Below are 20333 nucleotides of genomic sequence, written 5' to 3'. Positions count from 1 at the left end.
GGAACGCGCCATGACCAGCCTCACCGACCGCAAGAACGCCGCCATCTCGCGCGGCGTCGGCATGACCACCCAGATCTACGCCGATCGCGCGGAAAATTCGGAAATCTGGGACAAGGAAGGCAATCGCTACATCGATTTCGCCTCCGGTATCGCCGTCGTTAACACCGGCCATCGCCACCCGAAGGTCATCGAAGCGGTCAAGGCGCAGATCGATCGCTTCACCCACACCTGCCATCAGGTCGTTCCTTACGAAACCTACGTGCATCTCGCCGAGCGCCTCAATGCGCTGACGCCGGGCGACTTCGCCAAGAAGACGATCTTCGTGACAACAGGCGCCGAGGCTGTCGAAAACGCCGTCAAGATCGCCCGTGCTTCGACCGGCCGCCAGGCCGTCATCGCCTTCTCGGGGGGCTTCCACGGCCGGACCTTCATGGGCATGGCGCTCACCGGCAAGGTCGTTCCCTACAAGGTCGGCTTCGGTGCGATGCCGGGCGACGTCTTCCACGCCCCCTTCCCGATCGAACTGCACGGCATCACCACCGAACAGTCGCTCGCCGCATTGAAGAAGCTCTTTGCTGCCGACGTCGATCCGGGCCGCGTTGCTGCGATCATCCTTGAGCCGGTGCAGGGCGAAGGTGGTTTCTACCCGGCTCCCGCCGCCTTCATGAAGGCGTTGCGTGAAATCTGCGACCAGCACGGCATTCTGCTCATTGCCGACGAAGTCCAGACCGGCTTTGCCCGTACCGGCAAGATGTTTGCGATGGACCACCATGATGTCGCGCCCGACCTGATCACCATGGCGAAAAGCCTTGCCGGCGGCTTCCCGCTCGCGGCCGTCACCGGCCGCGCTGAAGTCATGGATGCTCCGGCTCCGGGCGGTCTTGGCGGCACCTATGGCGGCAACCCGCTCGGCATTGCCGCAGCACACGCCGTGCTTGACGTCATCGCTGAGGAGAAACTCTGCGAACGCGCCGAACAGCTTGGCGGCCGACTGAAACAGCGCCTTGCCGCAATCCGCGAGCAGGCACCAGAAATCGTCGACATCCGCGGCCCCGGCTTCATGAACGCCGTCGAGTTCAACGACGTGAAGACCAACCTGCCGAGCGCAGACTTCGCCAACAAGGTCCGCCTGATCGCACTGGAAAAGGGCCTGATCCTCTTGACCTGTGGCGTGCACGGCAACGTCATTCGTTTCCTGGCGCCGATCACCATCCAGGACGAAGTCTTCGCCGAAGCGCTCGACATTCTCGAAGCCTCGATCCTCGCGGCGCGCGCTTGATCCTCGGCCGGGCAACCCGCAACACGGTTGCCCGGTGCATAATTCCTCAATTCGGGATCGACTTGAGGGCAAAATTATGCAGCAATTCAAAGTGCTACGGCGACCTTAGCGCGTCTTGAAAGACGCGCGGCGCTGTGGGTGCTGCGCGCCAATTTCAGACGCGCAATGCTCGGGTGCCGGGATCAATCGGCGCCCGCAAGAACAAGCAAAAGCGGGCCTGCCGTCTCGCGGCAGGCCATCGCCGGAGGATGCCCGCCATGACCTTGACCCCCGCCTTGACCAAGCACTTGCGTGACGCCGATCTGTTCGCGTCGCTTCATACCGTTCCGGAGGCCGGCAGGAACTGGGCTGGCGCGACCTTCGACGTCTTCAACCCATCGACCGGCGAAAAGCTGGCAACGCTTCCGGACATGGGCATCGACGAGGCCCATGCCGCAATCGAAGCTGCTGCCAAGGCGCAGGTTCTCTGGGCGGCGAAACCAGCCAAGGACCGGAGCGCCGTGCTTCGCCGTTGGTACGACCTGATCGTCGCGCATGCGGACGATCTTGCAGCCATCCTGACGGCCGAGATGGGAAAACCGATTTCCGAATCGAAAGGTGAAGTGCTGCATGCCGCGGCCTACGTCGAGTGGTATGCGGAAGAGGCCAAGCGCATCTATGGCGAAACCTTCCCGGCCCCGGCCAACGACCGGCGCATGCTTGTGATCAAGCAGCCCGTCGGCGTCGTTGGTACGATCACCCCGTGGAATTTCCCGGCTTCGATGGTCGCCCGCAAGATTTCGCCGGCTCTTGCCGCCGGCTGCACCATCATCTTGAAGCCGGCCGAACAGACACCGCTCGTTGCCGGCGCGATGTTCGTGCTCGCCGAAAAGGCCGGCTTCCCCACCGGCGTCGTCAACCTGCTCTATGCCGCAGAAGGTGCCGCGATCGGCCGCGAACTTTGCAGCAATCCCAAGGTTCGCAAGATCAGCTTCACCGGCTCGACCGAGGTTGGGCGGCTGTTGATGCGGCAATGCTCCGACCAGATCAAGAAGGTGAGCCTCGAGCTCGGCGGCAATGCCCCCTTCATCGTCTTCGACGACGCCGACATCGACGAGGCGGTGGACGGCGCCATCCAGGCGAAATTCCGCAATGCCGGCCAGACCTGCGTCTCGGCCAACCGTATCTACGTGCAATCAGGCATACACGATGCCTTTGCCGAGAAGTTCGTCGGGCGCGTCGCCGAACTGACCGTCGGCGACGGCTTCACGCCCGGCGTTACACTCGGCCCGATGATCGACAAGCACGCGATCGAGAAGATCGAGGCCCACGTCGCCGACGCCGTTTCCAAGGGCGCCAAGGTGCGCGCAGGCGGCCACCGGATCGGCGCGTCAGGCACCTTCTTCGAGCCGACTGTTCTCACGGGCATTTCCACCGACATGCGCGTTGCCCAGGAAGAAACCTTCGGCCCGATCGCCCCGATCATCCGCTTCGAGACGGCCGAGCAGGTCATCGCAGAAGCCAACGATACAATCTACGGTCTTGCCGCCTATTTCTACGCCGAGAACCTGAAGCGCGTCTGGCATGTGGCCGAAGCGCTGGAATACGGCATGGTCGGCATCAACACCGGCCGCATGTCCTCGGAAGCCGCCCCCTTCGGCGGCATCAAGCAATCGGGCATCGGCCGCGAAGGATCGCGTCACGGGCTCGAGGACTATCTCGAGATGAAATATCTCTGCATGGGCAATATCTGACCCGTGCGGAGACCCGGCGGCTAAAGCCCGTCGCGATCTTTCAGGATCGCCCGCGCGCTTTACGCCGTTGATTTGCCGCATGTCGTAACCGCAAAACCGCTGCGCACTTTTGCGCGACAAGCTTAGTCGATGATGTGGTAGCCGCCGTCGACATAGAGCACCTGGCCCGTGATCAGACGGGCGGCGTCATGCGCAAGGAAAGCGGTGGCTGCGCCGACGTCGTCGATATCGATCAGCTCGCGGCTCGGCGATTTGACCTTGGTCTTTTCAAGCAGTGCGTCGAATTCCGGAATGCCGGAAGCGGCGCGCGTTGCCAGCGCGCCCGGCGAAATCGCGTGCACGCGGATCCCTTTCGGGCCGAGTTCGGAGGCAAGGTAGCGCACGGCGCTTTCGAGCGCCGCCTTGGCGACACCCATGATGTTGTAGTTTTCCACCACCACCTGTGAGCCGTGATAGGTCATGGTGAAGAGCGTGCCGCCATTCTTCATGAGCGGCTCGGCGAGATGCGCCATGCGGATGAAGGACCAGCAGGAAATATCCATGGTCTTCAGGAATCCCTCGCGCGGCACATCGACGACGCGGCCGCCGAGCGTATCCTTCGGCGAAAAGGCAACCGAATGGACGACGAAGTCGAGTTCGCCCCAAGTCTTCTCGATTTCCTCGAACACCGCTTCCATCTGCCCCGGCACGGCGACGTCGAGCGGCAGGAAGATCGGCGCTTCGATTTCACGCGCCAGGGGTTCGACATGGGGCTTCGCCTTGTCGTTCAGATAGGTAACGGCGACTTCCGCCCCGAAGGCGCGGAACGCACGGGCGCAGCCCCAGGCGATCGAGCGGTCATTGGCGATACCGACAATCAGGCCCTTGCGGCCATCGAGAAGTTTGGCCTTTGCGACAGGAATGGACATCAATTGTCTCCGATGGTCAGGCTGCGCGGGATTTAAGCAGGGCGAGCGTGTGGCGGGCGATCATCAGTTCCTCGTCGGTCGGGATGACGTAGAGCGCAACGCGGCTCGAAGGCGTCGAAATCAGCGTTGCGCCGGCCTCGTTGGCGGCTGGATCGAGTTCGACGCCGAGCCAGGCGATGTTCTCGGCGATGCGTGCGCGGATCTGGGCGGAGTTTTCCCCAACACCCGCCGTGAAGACCAAGGCGTCGATGCCACGGAGCGCGGCTGCCAGCATCCCAACGTTGAGCCCTGAGCGATAGACGAAGTGGTCGATGGCGAGCTTGGCATGGGGATCCGCGCTTGCAAGCAGGTCGCGCATGTCGTTCGACACGCCCGACAGACCCTTGAGCCCGGCCTCATGGTAGAGCAGATCGGAAACGGCCTGGGCGCTCATGCCGCGCTGAAGGATCAGATAGAGCACGACGCCCGGATCAAGCTGGCCGGGCCGGGTTCCCATCGGCAGACCGTCGAGCGCGGTAAAGCCCATGGTGCTCTCGACGCTGTGACCATTGCTGAGGGCGCACATCGAGGCGCCGCTGCCGAGATGCGCGACGATGACGCGGCCACCGGCGATTGCAGGCGCCACATCCCGCAGTCGCTCTGAGATGTATTCATAGGAAAGGCCATGGAAGCCGTAACGCCGCACGCCTTCATCATAGTAGCTGCGCGGCATCGCGTAGCAGTTCACCTCTTGCGGGTGGCCATGGTGAAAGGCCGTATCGAAACAGGCGACCTGCGGCACATCCGGGTTGATCGCCATCGCCTGGCGGATCGGCGCCAGATTGTTGGGCTGGTGCAGCGGCGCGAGATCCTGGTAGCACGCGAGGCGATCGAGGACGGTCGCATCGATCAGCACCGGCGCGGCATAGTCGGGACCGCCATGCACGACGCGATGGCCGACCGCCCGCAGGGTGAAGCCTTCCAGCGTCAGCAGCCAGTCGCGCGCCGCCGCGATCGCTGCCGGCAAGTCGCCAACGTCACCCGCATCATAGTTCTTGTCGATCAGTACGGTCCCATCGGCAGTCTTCGCCTGTAGGCAGGGACGGGTGCCGATGCCACCGATCTGGCCCTTGATCTGACGCTCGAGCCCCTGATCCGTGATCCCGAACACTTGGAACTTCAGGCTCGACGAGCCGGCATTGACGACGAGAAGCGCGTCCATGTCACACCGCCGCGACTTGCGAGGTCCGCCGGCGCGCGGCGTAGAGGGAGGCGACGGCGCAGGAGGCAAGACGCGTGCGCACGGAGTCCGCCCGCGACGTCAACACGATCGGGACGCGGGCACCCAGCACGATGCCGGCCGCATCAGCATGGGACAGGAAGGTGAGGTTCTTCGCCAGCATGTTGCCGGCCTCAAGGTCCGGGACCACCAGGATCTGGCCGCGCCCGGCGACCGGCGAGGTGATGCCCTTGATCCGTGCCGCTTCCGGGTCGATCGCATTGTCGAAGGCAAGCGGACCGTCGAGCAGGCCGCCGGTGATCTGGCCGCGCTCGGCCATCTTGCAGAGTGCCGCCGCCTCGATCGTTGAGGGGATCTTCGTCGTTACGGTCTCGACCGCCGAAAGGATGGCGACTCGCGGCTCGCCGAGCCCGATCGTCACCCAGAGGTCGATGGCGTTCTGCACGATGTCGCGCTTGGCTTCGAGGTCGGGGAAAATGTTGATGGCCGCATCGGTGATGAACAGCGTTTCGCTATGCCCCGGCACGTCCATGATGAAGACGTGGCTGATCCTTCGGTCGGTCCTCAGTCCGGTTGCCGACGCCGCGACCTCCTTCATCAGCTCGTCAGTATGCAGGCTGCCTTTCATCAGCAGCTCGCCTCGCCCCTCCCTGATCATCGCCACCGCTTTGGCCGCCGCCGCATGGCTGTGCGGCGCATCGACGATCTCGCTCCGGCCGAGATCGAGGCCATGTTCGGCGGCAACGCTGCGGATCTTTGCTTCCGGCCCGACCAGAACGGGCGCGATCAAGCCCATCTGCGCGGCCTCCAGCGCACCACGCAGAGAGGTTTCGTCACAGGGATGCGCGACAATGGTGACCGCCGGCGTTTCATCTCGCGCGGTGGCGATCAGGAGATCGTATTTGGACTGCTCAACCGGCAGTTCGGTTACTTCGGACACGTCGATTCCCCCCATCAGGATGCAGTGCGATTGCGAATGGTCTTGCCCGCCGCGATCGGGACCGGCGGCTCGCTCTCCAGCCGGAAAAGCGCGGCAACCTGCTGCAGCCGCTCGGCAGCGACGCCCGTGACGGCCCCGGATGCCTCCAGCACCTCACGAAGGGCCGTAAAGGCGCTGCGACGGTCCTCGACCGCTTCCGGCAGCAGCTTTGGAAGAGCTGCGAGCGCCTCCGCCTCGTCGATCAGCAGCATGAAGTACTGCTCCCGCATCACGGTCTTGAACTCGGCCAGGCTCAACCGTTTCGCCTCTGGATGGGAAAGCCGGAGCCGGCGAACCGCCTCAAACCCACGTTCGTCCGCGCCGCCGCGCGCCGTGCCGACGAAAGTTAGGGCTCTGGCAAGGCCCTCGCAGGTTCCACCCTCGGCCATCCGGGCCTTGAGTTCGGCGATCCGCGCCTTGACGAGTTCCTGGTGCAGCAAGCTCTTCTCCGCCTTTCGCGGCGGCTGCTTTGTGTTCGTGTCGATACCGAGCGCGGCCTGCAGGCTCGGAGCACCATAGATGGCGTGGAAGCTCTGCTCCGAAAGATACTCAGCCGTCCGCCGCCAGGTCTCGAGACCATCGACGATCTGCTGTGACAGCGCCTCCTGCCAGGCGATGAACGGGTTGCCGGCGGCGGCAGGTTCCCGGTTTTCGCGAACATGGTCCGCGAGCGCCGACGTCCAGGCCATGAACGGATTGTCCGGCCCGAAAAGCGCATACTGCAGGCGCAACGGATGCATGTTGCGCATCGCCTCTGCCACCGGCGGCGTCGCCGCGGCCTTGACCATCGGCTGCAGGTAAGTGCGGTAGAGCGCCAGATTGATCTCCGAGAGCTTCGCCGCGGTGGCGAAGCGCCTGTCGTCCTCGATGTCGTTTCCGCCGAGTGCGCGGATATCTTCAAGGGTGCGCGGCTCGCAGCGCATCAGCCATTCGCCGGAGACAAGCGCCCGGCCCTCGACAGCTTCGCTTGCCGGCGTCAGCACCGCCTCGTAAAGCCCGGGCGGCAGCACGTCGATCAGCTCGATGTTGGAAGCGAACTCGTCATGTTCCTTCCGCGCGACGCCGGCGGAGACGAAAATGCCGAGATGACCCACGGTCTCGTGAACGGTGTAGACGATCGTCTGGCCGTAGGCGCGGATTTCGTCGACGCTGTCGTAGAGGTCGAGGATCCAATCGAGCGCCTGTTGCGGCGGGGTGATGTTGTCACCCTTGGAGCAGAAGACCACGATCGGCGAGCGGATGTTGCGCAGGTCGATCGCTGTGCCGTCGGAGGTACGGATTTCGCCGGCCGCAAGCTTGTTGCCGACGAAGAGTTCGTCGACGATGAACTGCATCTCCTCGGCATTGAGCGTGACATGGCCGCCCCACCAGCGTTCGAAGCCGAGGTAGCGCGCAGCTTCCGTGTCTATCTTCGAATAGAGATTGTACTGCTTGGTCCAGAGCGTGTTCGCCGGATTCTGGTTCTCGAAATTCTGCACCAGCCAGGCGCCGTCGAAAATGCCGCCACCTAGGTCGCCGGTCAGCGCCGTCAGCCAGCTGCCGCCGAGAAGCCCGCCGGAATAGCGCATCGGGTTCTGCCCGCGCACCCCTGCCCAATAGGATAGCGGCGCACCGGCGATGATGATCGGGCCGAAGAGTTCGGGACGCAGCGCTGCGACGATCGTGACCGCCCAGCCCGCCTGGCAATTGCCGATCACGCAGGGCTTTCCGTCCGCCTGCGGATGGCGGGCGATGACGGTTTCGAGAAAACCGGCTTCGGCCAGCGCGATGTCCTCGATCGTCTGGCCCGGAACCGTATCCGGCAGGAAGCCGATGAAATAGCAGGGATGGCCCGCTTTCAGCGCCACGCCGATCTCGCTGTCAGCCTTGAAGCCGCCGATGCCGGGGCCGTGCCCTGCCCGGGGATCAACGACGACGAAGGGACGCTTCGTCGGATCGATCGCGACGCCCTCGGGCGGAACGATGCTGACCAGCGCATAGTTCACCGGCCGGGCGAGCGTGCGCCCATCGGTAACAAGCTGGGCCTCGAACTCCAGCACGTTCGGCGCGGTCTGGGTGCGGTGTTCCTCATATTGCGCGCCACGCTGGCGCATCACATCGAGAAAGAGGACCGAACGCTGCCAAGCATCGAGAGAATAGGAATAGGCATCTGCGAAAGTCGGGATGGTCGGGCTCGTGGAATGCTTGGGCATGATGTCCACTCCTCGGTGCGATTGAAGGTCGGCCCCGTTTCCAAAGCCAATAGAACAACGCAATTCGTCTCGCATTGACCTTAGTCAAAGAGACAGGCGGCAGGGCCGCGATATGAACTCGGCATGATAACCCAAGGCCATTGCCCGGGTCGAAGCAGCATAACTGCGGAGTGTTACGGCGATTTGTCGCCCGCGCGAATTCCTCGCCGTGAACCCCGTTGAAGAAGCATCGTTTCGCCAGCGTTCACTGATCTTTCGCACTGCAGCATTATCCAGAAATGGGGAGCGCGCAAGTCAGGCCTTGAAATTCCGGGCACCGCTTGCCAATTGGGGCGAAACCCAAAGGAGTTGCCAGGCAATGAGCGAAATCGAAATGTCCGTAGAGAAACATGTCTTCGAAGCCGATGTGGCGCGACTGCTCCATTTGATGGTGCATTCTGTCTATTCCGACAAGAACGTCTTCCTCCGCGAACTGATTTCGAACGCCGCGGATGCCTGCGAGAAGCTGCGCTACGAAGCGATCGTCTCGCCCGAGCTTCTGGCCGGTGACCCGACCCCGCGCATCACGCTGAAGCTGGACGAGGAAAACAACCGGCTCGTCGTCGAGGACAACGGCATCGGCATGAGCCGCGACGAGCTGGTCGAAGCGCTCGGCACGATCGCCCGCTCGGGCACTCGCGCCTTCATGGAGCGTATCGAAGCCGCCCAGGGCAAGGAGGGCGCGCAGCTCATCGGCCAGTTCGGCGTCGGCTTCTATTCCGCCTTCATGGTCGCCGACAAGGTGGACGTGGTATCGCGCCGCGCCGGTTCCGAGCATGCCTTCCTGTGGTCGTCGGACGGCAAGGGCAGCTACACCGTTTCTGCAGCCGAACTTGCCGACGCCCCGGCGCGCGGCACCCGCATCACGCTGCACCTGATGGAAGACGCCAAGACCTACACGTCGCGCTGGACCGTCGAGCGCATCGTCAAGGACCAGTCCGGCCATGTGCCGGTACCGATCTCGATTCTCGAAAAGCCCGACGCCGAGCCTGTCCAGATCGGCGATGGCACCGCGCTCTGGACCAAGCAGAAGAGCGAGATCAGCAAGGAAGACTACGCCGATTTCTATCGCGGCGTCGCCGGCCAGTATGACGATCCGGCGCTGACGGTGCATTTCCGCGCCGAAGGCCGGCACGAATATACGGCCCTTGCCTTCGTGCCTGGCTCGAAGCCCTTCGATCTGTTCGACCCGGACCGAAAGGGTCGGATGAAACTCTACGTCAAGCGCGTCTTCATCACCGACGAGGCGGAATTGCTGCCGCGTTACCTGCGCTTCGTGCGCGGTCTCGTCGACACCTCGGACCTGCCCTTGAACGTCTCGCGCGAGATGATCCAGGAAAGCCCGCTGCTCGCCAGCATCCGCAAGGGTGTCACCAACCGCGTGCTGACGGCGATCGAGAAGCTTGCGGAAAACGAGACCGAGACCTTCGACAAGCTCTGGGAAAACTTCGGCAGCGTGCTGAAGGAAGGCATCTACGAAGATTACGAGCGCCGCGAGCAGCTGGTGGCGCTGTCGCGCTTCCGCACCACCACGTCGGATGAGAGCCAGCGCAGCCTTGCCGATTACGTCAAGGACATGAAGGACGGCCAGTCGGCGATCTATTACCTGACCGGCGACAACCTCGCGCAGCTAAAGGCCTCGCCACAACTCGAAGGCTTTCGCGCCCGCGGCATCGAAGTGCTGCTCCTGACCGATCCGGTCGACAGCTTCTGGGTAACCTCGGCACCGGATTTCGACGGCAAGCCCTGGAAGTCGATTACGCAAGGGGCGGCCGATCTCAGCGCCATCTCCAAGCCCGAAGGCGGCAAGGAAGAGGCCCCACAGGCGAGCCAGCTGGTGATTGACTTCGTCGCCTTTGCCAAGGAAACCCTCGGCGCGGCCGTGTCGGACGTGCGCACCTCCGACCGCCTGACGGAAAGTGCGGTCTGCCTGGTGGCGCCCGAACACGGCCCCGACCGCCAGCTTGAAAAGATGCTGCAGGGCGCCGGCCGTCTCGAGGACGCCCCTAAGCCGATCCTCGAAATCAACCCGAGCCACGCGCTGATCACCGCCATGGCCGCAAGCCCCGCCGGCGACACGGCGTTCCGCACGGACGCCGTTCAACTCCTGCTCGACCAGGCGCGCGTGCTCGACGGCGACAAGCCGCAGGACCCGCGCGGCTTCGCCGAACGGCTGTCGCGCGTCTTCGACCGCGCCCTCAAGGCCTAACGGAAAAGCCCTCGAAATCTCTCTGATTTCCAGGGCTTTTCGCTGTTTTCTTCAGGTTGCGCCTCAACGAGACACTCGGCATCTCTCGCTGCGTTAATCGCGCTTCGACGCGTCCATCCCGATCTCCGTCAGCACTTCAGCCGTATGCTCCCCAAGCCGCGGCACACCGCGATCGAGTGCCAACTCGGCGGCCGAAAAGCGGATCGGCGTCCGGACCCCGGGCGAGGTACCGGCAGCAGCCCCCGAATGCGGCGTATCCACCCGCATCTGCCGATGCTCGATCTGCGGATCGGCAAAGACGTCGGCGACGGTGTTGATTGGCCCGCCGGGCACACCGGCATCTTCCAGCAGCTTCAACAGCGTGTCGCGCTCGATCTTTGCCGTCTCGGCTGTCAGTTCCGGCGTCAGCGTGTCGCGGTTCTGCACGCGAAGCGCATTGGTCAGATAACGCTCGTCGGTCGCCAGATCCGACCGTCCGAGCAAGGTGCAGAACTTCACGAACTGGCGGTCGTTGCCAACAGCGACGATCAGGTGGCCATCGGAAGTAGGGAAGACCTGATAGGGCGCGATGTTCGGATGCGCATTGCCGAGCCGGCGCGGCGCCTTGCCGGAGACCAGGAAATTCAGCGCCTGGTTGGCGAGCACTCCGGTCATGCAGTCGAGCAGAGCCATGTCGATCTGCTGCCCCTCGCCAGTGCGCTCGCGCTGGGCAAGCGCCGCCTGCACGGCGATGACGCCGTAGAGACCCGTGAAGATATCGGCAAAGGCTACGCCGATCTTCTGCGGCTCGCGATCGGGCTCGCCGGTCAGGTCCATGATGCCGCTCATGCCCTGGACGATGTAATCGTAGCCGGCGCGATGGGCATAGGGACCGTCCTGGCCAAAACCCGTCACCGAGCAATAGATCAGCCGCGGATTGATCTTCTTCAGGCTTTCGTAATCGAGCCCATATTTGGTAAGCCCGCCGACCTTGAAGTTTTCCAGCAGCACGTCCGATTGGGCGGCAAGGCGGCGCACAGCCTCCTGCCCTTCCTCGGTCGTGAAGTCGAGCACGACGGACCGCTTGCCGCGGTTGCAGGCGTGGAAATAGGCGGCGTCGAGCGTCTCGCTATCCTCGCCCGCCACGAAGGGCGGGCCCCAGGTGCGGGTGTCGTCACCATCAGGGCTTTCCACCTTGATAACGTCGGCACCGAGATCGGCCAGCGTCTGGCCGATCCATGGGCCCGCAAGAATGCGGGCCAGTTCGAGCACACGAATGCCCTTCAGCGGCGCTTCCATGACGGCACCGCTCAGAAGAAGGCCTGGAGGCCGGTCTGGGCGCGGCCGAGGATCAGCGCGTGAACGTCATGCGTGCCCTCGTAGGTGTTGACGGTCTCGAGGTTCACCATGTGGCGCATGACCTGGTATTCCTCGGAGATGCCGTTGCCGCCGTGCATGTCGCGGGCCATGCGGGCAATGTCGAGCGCCTTGCCGCAATTGTTGCGCTTGACGATCGAGATCATTTCCGGAGCCATGCGGCCTTCGTCCATCAGGCGGCCGACGCGCAGCGACCCCTGCAGGCCGAGCGTGATCTCCGTCTGCATGTCTGCGAGCTTCTTCTGGAAGAGCTGCGTCTGGGCGAGCGGGCGGTTGAACTGCTTGCGGTCGAGGCCGTATTGGCGTGCTGCATGCCAGCAGAACTCGGCAGCGCCCAGCGCACCCCAGGAGATGCCGTAGCGGGCACGGTTGAGGCAGCCGAACGGGCCCTTGAGGCCCTCGACGTTCGGCAGCAGCGCCTCTTCGCCGACCTCGACGTTGTCCATGACGATCTCGCCGGTGATCGACGCGCGCAGCGACAGCTTGCCGGCGATCTTCGGAGCCGAAAGACCCTTCATGCCCTTTTCGAGCACGAAGCCACGGATCGCGCCGCCATGCGCTTCCGATTTCGCCCACACGACGAAGACATCGGCGATCGGTGCATTGGAGATCCACATCTTCGAACCGACGAGGCGGTAGCCGCTCTCGGTCTTGATCGCGCGGGTCTTCATGCCGGCCGGGTCAGAACCGGCGTCCGGCTCGGTCAGACCGAAGCAACCGATCCATTCGCCGCTGATCAGCTTCGGCAGATACTTCTGCTTCTGCTCCTCGGAGCCGTAGGCGTAGATCGGGTAGATCACCAGCGACGACTGCACGCTCATCATCGAGCGGTAGCCCGAATCGACGCGTTCGACTTCGCGGGCAACCAGGCCGTAGGCGACGTAGGAAGCGCCGACGCCGCCATAGGTTTCCGAGACGGTAACGCCGAGCAGGCCAAGCTCGCCCATTTCGCGGAAGATTTCCGGATCGGTCGATTCTTCGCGATAGGCGTCGATGACCCGCGGCTGCAGCCGGTCCTGCGCGTAGGCCCGCGCGGTGTCGCGGATCATGCGCTCGTCTTCGCTCAGCTGATCGTCGAGAAGGAACGGATCATCCCATTGAAATTGCGTCTTGCCGGCCATGTTTCTCTCCCATCGGATTATTCGGCTCACGTTATCGCAAGGGGTGCATGGCGTTTCAAACGAAATTGAGGCACCGCCTCATGCGTCCAGGGAATGGCCCCTCGCCCGGCTTTGCGCGGCCTTGTTGCAAAATCGCTGGAATATGACGACAAGAACGGATGTCTTTCGCTCTGCCTGCACTCCTTGCAGACCGAATGCCAGTGCAACGCCAGAGATCAGAAGCAAGCCACGACCATGGCCAATGACCGCCTCGAACGCTTCGCCCACAATCTCGACTGGAACCTGCTGCGCACCTTCGTCGTGCTCGTCGAGGAAGGCAGCATCACGGCAGCGGCCAACCGGCTGCTCCTCCAACAGCCGGCCGTCAGCATGGCGCTGAAGCGGCTGGAACAGACCGTCGGCCAGAAGCTCATCGACCGCCGTCCCGGACGTTTCAACCTGACGGATGCCGGTGCCCGGCTGCATGCCCAGTGCCGCGATATCTTCGCAGCCGTCATCCGTCTGCCGAACGTTCTTGAAACCGCCGGCGATGAGATTACCGGCCATCTTAACATCCACTCGGTCAGCCACGCCCACAATCCCGCCTGGGACCGCAAGCTCGAAAGCTTCTTTCGCCTGCACCCCAAGGTGACCCTGTCGGTCACAGTCGCAACGACCGTGGATGTGTTGAGTGCCGTCGAACGCAATGTCGCGACCATGGGCCTTTGCGACGGCAACATTCCCGACTGGCTGAACAGGCGCTTTCACGTGCGCGAGCGCTATGCGCTCTATTGCGGCAGAAGCCACCCGCTTTTCGGGGTCGAAGGCGTCGACTTCAACGACCTCAGGGGCAATCCCTACATCGCCTTCATCGCCGACGTTCTCGGCGGCCAGCACATGAACTCGGTAACCGCCGTGCGCGCGGTCGGGTCTTTCGGTCAGCAGGTCCGCGCCGTCTCCTGCAATGTCGAAGAAGTGATGCGACTGATCGCCTCCAATGTCGGCATCGGCATGCTGCCGGACCACTTGGCGTCGCCTGCTGTCGCGGCGGGCCAGCTCTGGCAGTTGCCGCCCTATAGCGATCTGCCGACCACCGACGTCTTTCGCATCTCCAATCCGAACGCGATCCTCAATCCGGCAGAAGCCGCATTTCTTGCCCATGTGGCGGACACGGAGCCGCTGGATCACTGCCTTGACGCCGCCTGACCATCATCAGAATTGATAGTCGCCTTTCCAGTTATAAATTTGAACGCGGATGTCGCGTTGCCTATGGTCCGACCGACAACCAACGGAGGCTGGACATGCAGGACTACGATGTGGCGATTATTGGCGGTGGAATTGCCGGCCTGTCGCTGGCCTATTTCCTGGCGCCGCATCGCTCCGTCGTGGTGATCGAGCGGGAGGAAGGGCTCGGCTATCACAGCACCGGTCGCTCGGCGGCGGAGTTCGTGCTTCGCTATAACGCGCCTGAAGTCTGTGCGCTCGCCGCGATCTCCAAGGGCTTCTTCGACAATCCGCCCGAAGGCTTCTCGGAAATCGCGCTGCTCAAGCAGCGCGGTGGCGTGATGATCGCCAATGCCGAAAAGCTTGCCCGGTTCGAAGAGGTGTTTGCCGCGGAGAGCCGTGCCAACGCCGACATTGAACGGCTGACCGTCGACGAGGCGATCGCACGCGTGCCGGTTCTGCGCCGTGACTATGTGGCTGCGGCCTTTTACGATCCGCAGTTCTGGGACATCGAAGTCGAGAACCTGCTGCAGGGTTACGTCCGGGGCGCGCGCCGCCACGGTGCCGCGATCATCGAGCGCTCGGACGTGCTGGCGCCGCGCCGGGACGGCGACCGCTGGGTTCTGGCAACGAGTACCGGCGAGGTTGGCGCCAAGACGATCGTCAATGCCGCCGGCGGCTGGGCCGATCCCGTCGCGCAATCGTTCGGCGTCGCCCCCGTCGGCATCGTGCCGCATCGCCGCACGGCGATCACCGTCGACCTGCCCGAAGGCATCGACGTGCTGACGCTGCCCGAAATCAACGAGATCGACGAAGACTTTTACATGAAGCCCGAGGGCGGGCGGCTGCTTTCCTCGCCTGCCGACGCAACGCCATGCGAGCCGGCCGACGTCCAGCCGGAGGAGATCGACGTCGCCTGGGCCGCGCACTACGTCGAGGAGGCAACGACCGTGCCGGTGCGCCGTATCTTCAAGAGCTGGGCCGGCATGCGCAGCTTCTCGCCGGACAAGCTTCCTGTCATTGGCTTTGCCCGCGAGCGCCCGGACTTCTTCTGGCTCGCCGGCCAGGGCGGCTACGGGATCCTTACCTCACCCGCACTTGGAGCATTCGCCGCAAATCTCCTTGTCGGTGCACCAGCGCCCGAGGGCTTCGAAGCGGCCGGCCTCGATGCCGCGACGTTCAACCCGGCTCGATTGGAACGCTAGCCCGAGCAGAGTTGGCAGCAGGCATCCCGTCGGCAGGTCAGGTTCCGCCCCGGCCACCGTATCGCCACATCGTTCTGGAAACCTCCGCCTCGCCGCGCACCCAAGCGGATCGCCGGCATCGAGGTTTCTTAGTGACGGATAAGCGATGTCCACCATGAAGGAATATTCCCGCCAGTTGCTGGCGCGGCGGGCCCCCGATCTCCTGACGCAACTCTACCGCTGGTCCCGCTCCAGCCGTTTCCGCGACGAGCGCCGAACCAGCACGCGCGCCTTCATCGAGGCGCAGTATCTCGGCAAAACCGGACGGGTGCTCGAAGTCGACAGGCCGCGGGGACTGAGCGAAAAGCTCAATGCGCTGAAGCTTCTGCCTGCGACGGACTTGCAGACGATCTGCGCCGACAAGATCAAGGTGCGCGACTACGTTGCCGAGCGCGTCGGAAAAGATCTGCTCATCCCCGCCATCCTTGCAACCTATCGGCTGAGGGACCTAACACCCCGCAACATTCGGCAGGATGCCTTTGTCCTCAAGACGAACCACGATTTCGGCGGCGTGGTGATCTGCCTGGACAGGAACGCCTTCGACTGGGGTGCGGCCCGAGCCAAGCTCGCCGACCATCTGGCGTTCAACCATTGGTACCGACACCGCGAGCCGGTCTATCGGGATATCCGGCCGGGCGTGCTTGCCGAAGAGTTTCTCCACGCAGATAGTCCCGATGGCCTGCGCGAGTTCAAGATCTTCTGTTTCCACGGTCGGCCGCATTTCATCATGGTCATCCGCGAGAAGGACGGCGTGCGCACCAAGACTGTCTTCGACACAGATTGGCAGCCGTTGCCGGTGCGTCGGCGCGGCGCGCCGTGCGAACGGGAAGCGATCGCCGCACCCCAGTCCCTTCGCACCCTGCTCGATGTCGCGACGGAACTCTCTGCACCCTTCGCGTTCAGCCGCGTCGATCTCTACGAGAATTTCGGTCGGGTTCTGTTCGGAGAAATCACCTTCTTCCCGGAGGGCGGCATGGATGTTTTCGAACCTTATGAGTGGGAACTGCGATTCGGGGATCTGCTGCGATTGCCGACAGCAGAACCAGGAGAGGAGGCCCACGCCTGATGCTGCAAGCTTTGGTTCGACAGTCGATCGACACACGCCGTCTTCGCTTTCTGAAAAGCCACGCGCGGCGCTACTGGTCAGACAGCGCTTCCAACGAGGAGCGGCAGTTGGCGCCGCTGCAGCGCATCCAGGACATTCTGGCTGGCTTCGACCCCAAGGAGGCCGACTGGTATCGGCAGATCCGCGGTGATGTCCGGGGCGTCGTCACCAATTGCGAAAGAGAGCAGCGCCTGCATGGCCTAAACGGCCACTATGCCTATGTGCTGGACAACAAGGCCGTGTTCACTGAGCTTCTCATCTCGGCTCAACTGCCGACGCCGCAGATCTTCGCCTGCTACTTTGGAGACAGGTGGCATTGGCGCGATGAAAGCCGAAGCGCTTTCCACGACGAACTCGCCGCACGCGGCCGCTTTGTCATCAAGCCGACGCTCGGATCGAAGGGGCGTTCGGTGCAGATCGGCACGACCCCGGACGCCGTCGACAGCTACCGCGGCGAAGACGCCATTCTCACCGGCTTCGTGCAGCAAGCCGACTATGCCCAGGTTATTTTTCCGGACGCCTTGAACACGATACGCCTGCTCATGCTGCGCAACGACGATGGCACTCCGGTCCCGGCCGCCGCCATCCATCGCTTCGGCAGCGCGCGTTCCGTGCCGGTCGACAACTTCAGCGCCGGCGGCCTCGTCTCCAAAGTGGACCTGAAAACGGGGCGGCTTTCGCGCGCCGTTTCGATCGGCAAGGACAATCACGTCCGTCATCATGACGTGCATCCGGATACACGGGGAGCGATGACCGATGTCGAGATCGCCCATTGGCCGGCGGTGCTGCGGCTCGTCGAGGATCTCGGCCGCGCCTTTCCCTATCTGCATTATGTCGGCTGGGACATTGCGGTGACGCCTGATGGCCCGACGGTCATCGAGGGCAATGCGCATCCGAGCCTGCGCTTCTTCCAGCTCTATGATCGCCTGCTCGACGAGCCCCGGCTGCGCCGCATCTTTGCCCGTTATATCCCCCGAGCCAACGGTGAGCCGCTCTGATGGCCGTGCTCCCGATCGTCGGCACCATCCGGCACCGCGTCTCCTTGCTGCGGCAGTTCTGGGCGCTGGAACGACGCGGAAATGCCGGTCGCCCCAGGTTGCGGCTATTGACCCGCGGGTTCCTGTCCAACCGCGCCTGGCTCTACCCTTTCGACCAGTTCGACCAGCACCTGTTCCTGACCGACCTCGAAGCCGAAGCGCGGTTGCCGCGGCTGAACAGCCCGGAGGCGATGGCCCTTCTCGGCGACAAGCTGCGGTTCCACCAATGGGCGGGCACGGGCGCCTTTCCCGCATCCTGTCCGGAGTTGATCGGGATCGTCGAGGATGGTGTCGCGAGACGGCCCGACGGCAGCCCGCTGCCACGCGCCGAAATCGACGGCCGCGCGATGATCGCAAAGCCGGTCGACGGCAGTGGCGGGCGAGACGTCAAGCGCATAGCATCGATCGATGAGGTCGACCGACATGGCCGCTATCTGATCGAAGCCGCCGTCGAGCAGCATCCCTACGCTTCCGCCATCTACCCGCGCGCGGTCAACACGATCCGGGTCCTTGTCGGCCATGACGAGGCGACCGGGAAGACGGTGCTGCTCGGCGCCGCACACCGCTTCGGAACACAACGCTCGCGTCCGACGGACAACTTCAAGGCCGGCGGCATCGTTGCGCTGGTCGATCTCGAGAGTGGCCAACTGTCCGCTGCGATCGCCGATAATGGCGGTCCTGAAAGGACGATCTTCGATTGCCACCCGGAGACGGGCACTGCCATCGTTGGAACCGTCATCCCACGTTGGAACGACATCAAGACGCTGGCGTTGCAATGCACGCGCGCTATCCCCGGTCTGAGCTATGTCGGCTGGGACATGGTATCGACCGAAGCCGGCCCGGTCGTGATCGAGGGCAATGCCGCGCTTGCCAATCCCAACCTCATCCAATTCCATGAGCCGATGCTGCTTCGCAAGGAGGCGCGGGACTTCTTCGCTGCCAAGGGCACGATCAGCCCGCGCCGGGTAAAGCGCCTGCGCGCTTTCGCTGCCTGAAGAGCGATTGGATCAGCCGTTGCGCGATGCCTGCGGGTCGGCAATCGTGCCGAGGATCAGCGGGATGCGTGACTTCGCCGAAGCCCAATCGCCACGCACGACATCGAACATGGCCTTGAGCAACAGGATCGTCTGCCGCGGATTGAAGGCGGCCCAGGCCAGCCCGTAGACGATCACGCCAATCGCAACCAGTGAGCAGAGCAACGGCACCGGCTGCAAGCCATGAATGGTCTCGCTGGCAAACCAGACGGAGCCGGCCATGATCAAGGACGGAAGCGCTGCAATGAAAAGCATGCGCAACTGGCCGAGGGGATGCAGCCCGGAGACGCGATAGACCTGCATCGCGCCGACCGGCCAGAGCGCCCATTGCCGGAGCGACAGCGCGGCGGCAACGCCGACGAGGCCATATTGGACGCCGACTGCGAGGAAGGCCGCGCCCATCACGATCGACAGAACGGAAATGAAGGATACGGATCCCATGCGGCCGAACGCGACCAGCACCGCCGTGTTGAAGCTCGAGACCGGCGCGCGCAGGGTTCCAAGCGCAAGGATTTGAAGCACCGGAATCGCGCCGGCCCATCCGTCGCCGAACGCCAACGGCACGAGGACCGGGGCGACCATTGCGACACCAAGGACAACCGGCCAGAACACCCAGGTCGTCAGCCGCACGGATGTCTCGATCAACCGGGCAAGGCGCTCCCGATCGTGCTGCAGCTGCGCGGCGGCGGGAAAGGCGACTGCCGCAACGGGACCGCTCAGAATGTTGTGCAACTGGTCGAGCAGCCGACGGGCGACCGCAAACAGGCCGAGCGCTTCGGTGCCGAGCCATTGGCCGATGAAGAGCCGCGGCAGCGCGTTCTGCGAGATGTAGGTCAGTCCGTTGTTTTCGACCCGGCGCGATGCAAAACGCAGGACTTCGACGAGTTCCTGCCGCTGAAAGCCGAGGCCGGGTCGCCAGCGCGCTGCCGGAAGGAGCATCGCGAGGTTCATCGCGCGCCGCGCGATCTCCATAATAACAAGGCTCCAGATGCCGGCGCCCGAGAAGGCCAGGAGCACGCCAACAAGAACGGCCAGGGTTCCGCTGACCGCCCCGATGCGGGCGAGATCATTGAAATGCAGCCGTCGCACGAGGATCTGGTTGGGAACGCTCGCAAGCCCGGTGAGAACGGGCAGAACCGTCATCGCAAGAAGCGGCGCCTGCAACTGCGGCGCCTCGAAGAAGTCCGCCGCAGCGGCCCCGCCCGCCCAAATCACGACAGCCGCGAAAACCGAAATCACGCTCAGCGCGATGAAGGCGGCATTGCGATGGCCGGCTGTGACATCCGGTTTCTGCACCACGATGTCGGCGGCATGACCGCCGACAAAGATCTCGGCGAAGCCGACGATCAGCAATCCGAGCGCGAACACACCATAGGTCTCGGCGCCAAGAGTTCGTGCCAGGATGATGGTGCTGATGGTTGCAAGCAACGCCTGCGCCAGTTGGCCCAATGACGCCCAGATGGCTTGCCCGGTCAGTTTTACTGCACGGCTCAATAGATCTGCCTTCCGTCGTTCGGCTCGCAAACTAGCCGAAGCAAGCCTGCTTTCCATCTCACGATAGATTTTGCCTTGTTGTCGAAATTGAGGGCAGGTCGCCTTTTTGTGGACGTTTCAAGCGTCATGGTTGTGCACGTTTTCCGGGTGATACCCGGTTCATCGAGCGAATGCGCTGCAG

The 20333-nt window shown here is 63.6% G+C and carries 15 protein-coding genes; 8 read left to right on the top strand and 7 right to left on the bottom strand.

Translation table 11 applies throughout. From position 1 onward, the window contains the following. Window positions 1-10 precede the first annotated feature (10 nt). Both ACIQUG_RS13460 and ACIQUG_RS13455 read left to right on the top strand, forming a co-directional pair. Entirely contained in the window at window positions 11-1279 is a 1269-nt protein-coding gene (locus tag ACIQUG_RS13460) for a 4-aminobutyrate--2-oxoglutarate transaminase (RefSeq protein WP_043613401.1), read from the top strand. 257 nt (window positions 1280-1536) lie between these two features. Then, window positions 1537-3012, top strand: a complete 1476-nt coding sequence (locus ACIQUG_RS13455; protein ID WP_402322200.1) for an NAD-dependent succinate-semialdehyde dehydrogenase — start codon at window positions 1537-1539, stop codon at window positions 3010-3012. 122 nt (window positions 3013-3134) lie between these two features. On the opposite strand, the gene fabI is transcribed toward ACIQUG_RS13455, so the two are convergent. From fabI to ACIQUG_RS13435, 4 genes are read right to left on the bottom strand one after another with little or no spacing between them, the layout of a single operon-like run. After that, a complete protein-coding gene (fabI, locus tag ACIQUG_RS13450) occupies window positions 3135-3920 on the bottom strand; it encodes an enoyl-ACP reductase FabI (protein WP_402322197.1) in 786 nt (261 codons plus the stop codon). A gap of 16 nt (window positions 3921-3936) precedes the next feature. Then, window positions 3937-5121 (bottom strand): acetate/propionate family kinase, encoded by a 1185-nt coding sequence (locus ACIQUG_RS13445; RefSeq protein WP_402322194.1) that lies wholly within the window; start codon window positions 5119-5121, stop codon window positions 3937-3939. Window position 5122: 1 nt separating this feature from the next. Further along, window positions 5123-6079, bottom strand: a complete 957-nt coding sequence (locus ACIQUG_RS13440) for a phosphate acetyltransferase (RefSeq protein ID WP_402322191.1) — start codon at window positions 6077-6079, stop codon at window positions 5123-5125. Between the two features lie 14 nt (window positions 6080-6093). Further along, window positions 6094-8310: a DUF3141 domain-containing protein gene (locus ACIQUG_RS13435; protein ID WP_402322188.1), complete on the bottom strand. Its 2217-nt coding sequence runs from the start codon at window positions 8308-8310 to the stop codon at window positions 6094-6096. Window positions 8311-8668: 358 nt separating this feature from the next. Here ACIQUG_RS13435 and htpG point away from each other — a divergent pair, with 358 nt between their 5' ends. After that, entirely contained in the window at window positions 8669-10558 is a 1890-nt protein-coding gene (htpG, locus tag ACIQUG_RS13430; protein ID WP_402322185.1) for a molecular chaperone HtpG, read from the top strand. 93 nt (window positions 10559-10651) lie between these two features. Here htpG and ACIQUG_RS13425 read toward each other — a convergent pair whose 3' ends face one another. Together ACIQUG_RS13425 and ACIQUG_RS13420 are read right to left on the bottom strand one after the other, a co-directional pair. Then, entirely contained in the window at window positions 10652-11836 is a 1185-nt protein-coding gene (locus tag ACIQUG_RS13425; protein WP_402322182.1) for a CaiB/BaiF CoA transferase family protein, read from the bottom strand. Window positions 11837-11847: 11 nt separating this feature from the next. After that, a complete protein-coding gene (locus ACIQUG_RS13420) occupies window positions 11848-13035 on the bottom strand; it encodes an acyl-CoA dehydrogenase (RefSeq protein WP_402322180.1) in 1188 nt (395 codons plus the stop codon). 234 nt (window positions 13036-13269) lie between these two features. On the opposite strand from ACIQUG_RS13420, the gene ACIQUG_RS13415 reads away from it, so the two are divergent. The 5 genes from ACIQUG_RS13415 to ACIQUG_RS13395 all read left to right on the top strand — a co-directional run bounded on the left by ACIQUG_RS13415 (window position 13270) and on the right by ACIQUG_RS13395 (window position 18619). Next, window positions 13270-14220 (top strand): LysR family transcriptional regulator, encoded by a 951-nt coding sequence (locus tag ACIQUG_RS13415; protein ID WP_402322177.1) that lies wholly within the window; start codon window positions 13270-13272, stop codon window positions 14218-14220. A gap of 95 nt (window positions 14221-14315) precedes the next feature. Then, the gene (locus ACIQUG_RS13410; RefSeq protein WP_402322174.1) at window positions 14316-15443 is read left to right on the top strand and encodes an NAD(P)/FAD-dependent oxidoreductase; all 1128 of its coding nucleotides are present in this window, start codon (window positions 14316-14318) and stop codon (window positions 15441-15443) included. 145 nt (window positions 15444-15588) lie between these two features. Continuing rightward, on the top strand, window positions 15589-16548 hold the full coding sequence (locus ACIQUG_RS13405) for an ATP-grasp fold amidoligase family protein (protein ID WP_402322171.1): 960 nt from the start codon (window positions 15589-15591) through the stop codon (window positions 16546-16548). Further along, window positions 16548-17585, top strand: a complete 1038-nt coding sequence (locus tag ACIQUG_RS13400; RefSeq protein ID WP_402322168.1) for a sugar-transfer associated ATP-grasp domain-containing protein — start codon at window positions 16548-16550, stop codon at window positions 17583-17585. The genes ACIQUG_RS13405 and ACIQUG_RS13400 overlap by 1 nt, the downstream gene beginning before the upstream one ends. Then, complete coding sequence (locus tag ACIQUG_RS13395; RefSeq protein ID WP_402322165.1) at window positions 17585-18619, top strand: sugar-transfer associated ATP-grasp domain-containing protein; 1035 nt, start codon at window positions 17585-17587, stop codon at window positions 18617-18619. The genes ACIQUG_RS13400 and ACIQUG_RS13395 overlap by 1 nt, the downstream gene beginning before the upstream one ends. 12 nt (window positions 18620-18631) lie before the next feature. On the opposite strand, the gene ACIQUG_RS13390 is transcribed toward ACIQUG_RS13395, so the two are convergent. After that, window positions 18632-20152 (bottom strand): lipopolysaccharide biosynthesis protein, encoded by a 1521-nt coding sequence (locus tag ACIQUG_RS13390; RefSeq protein ID WP_402322162.1) that lies wholly within the window; start codon window positions 20150-20152, stop codon window positions 18632-18634. Window positions 20153-20333: the final 181 nt, after the last annotated feature.

Source organism: Ensifer sp. NPDC090286 (assembly GCF_044769565.1).
GTDB lineage: Bacteria > Pseudomonadota > Alphaproteobacteria > Rhizobiales > Rhizobiaceae > Ensifer.
The sequence above is the reverse complement of the archived record's forward strand: the minus strand, read 5'-3'. Positions and strand labels throughout refer to the sequence as shown.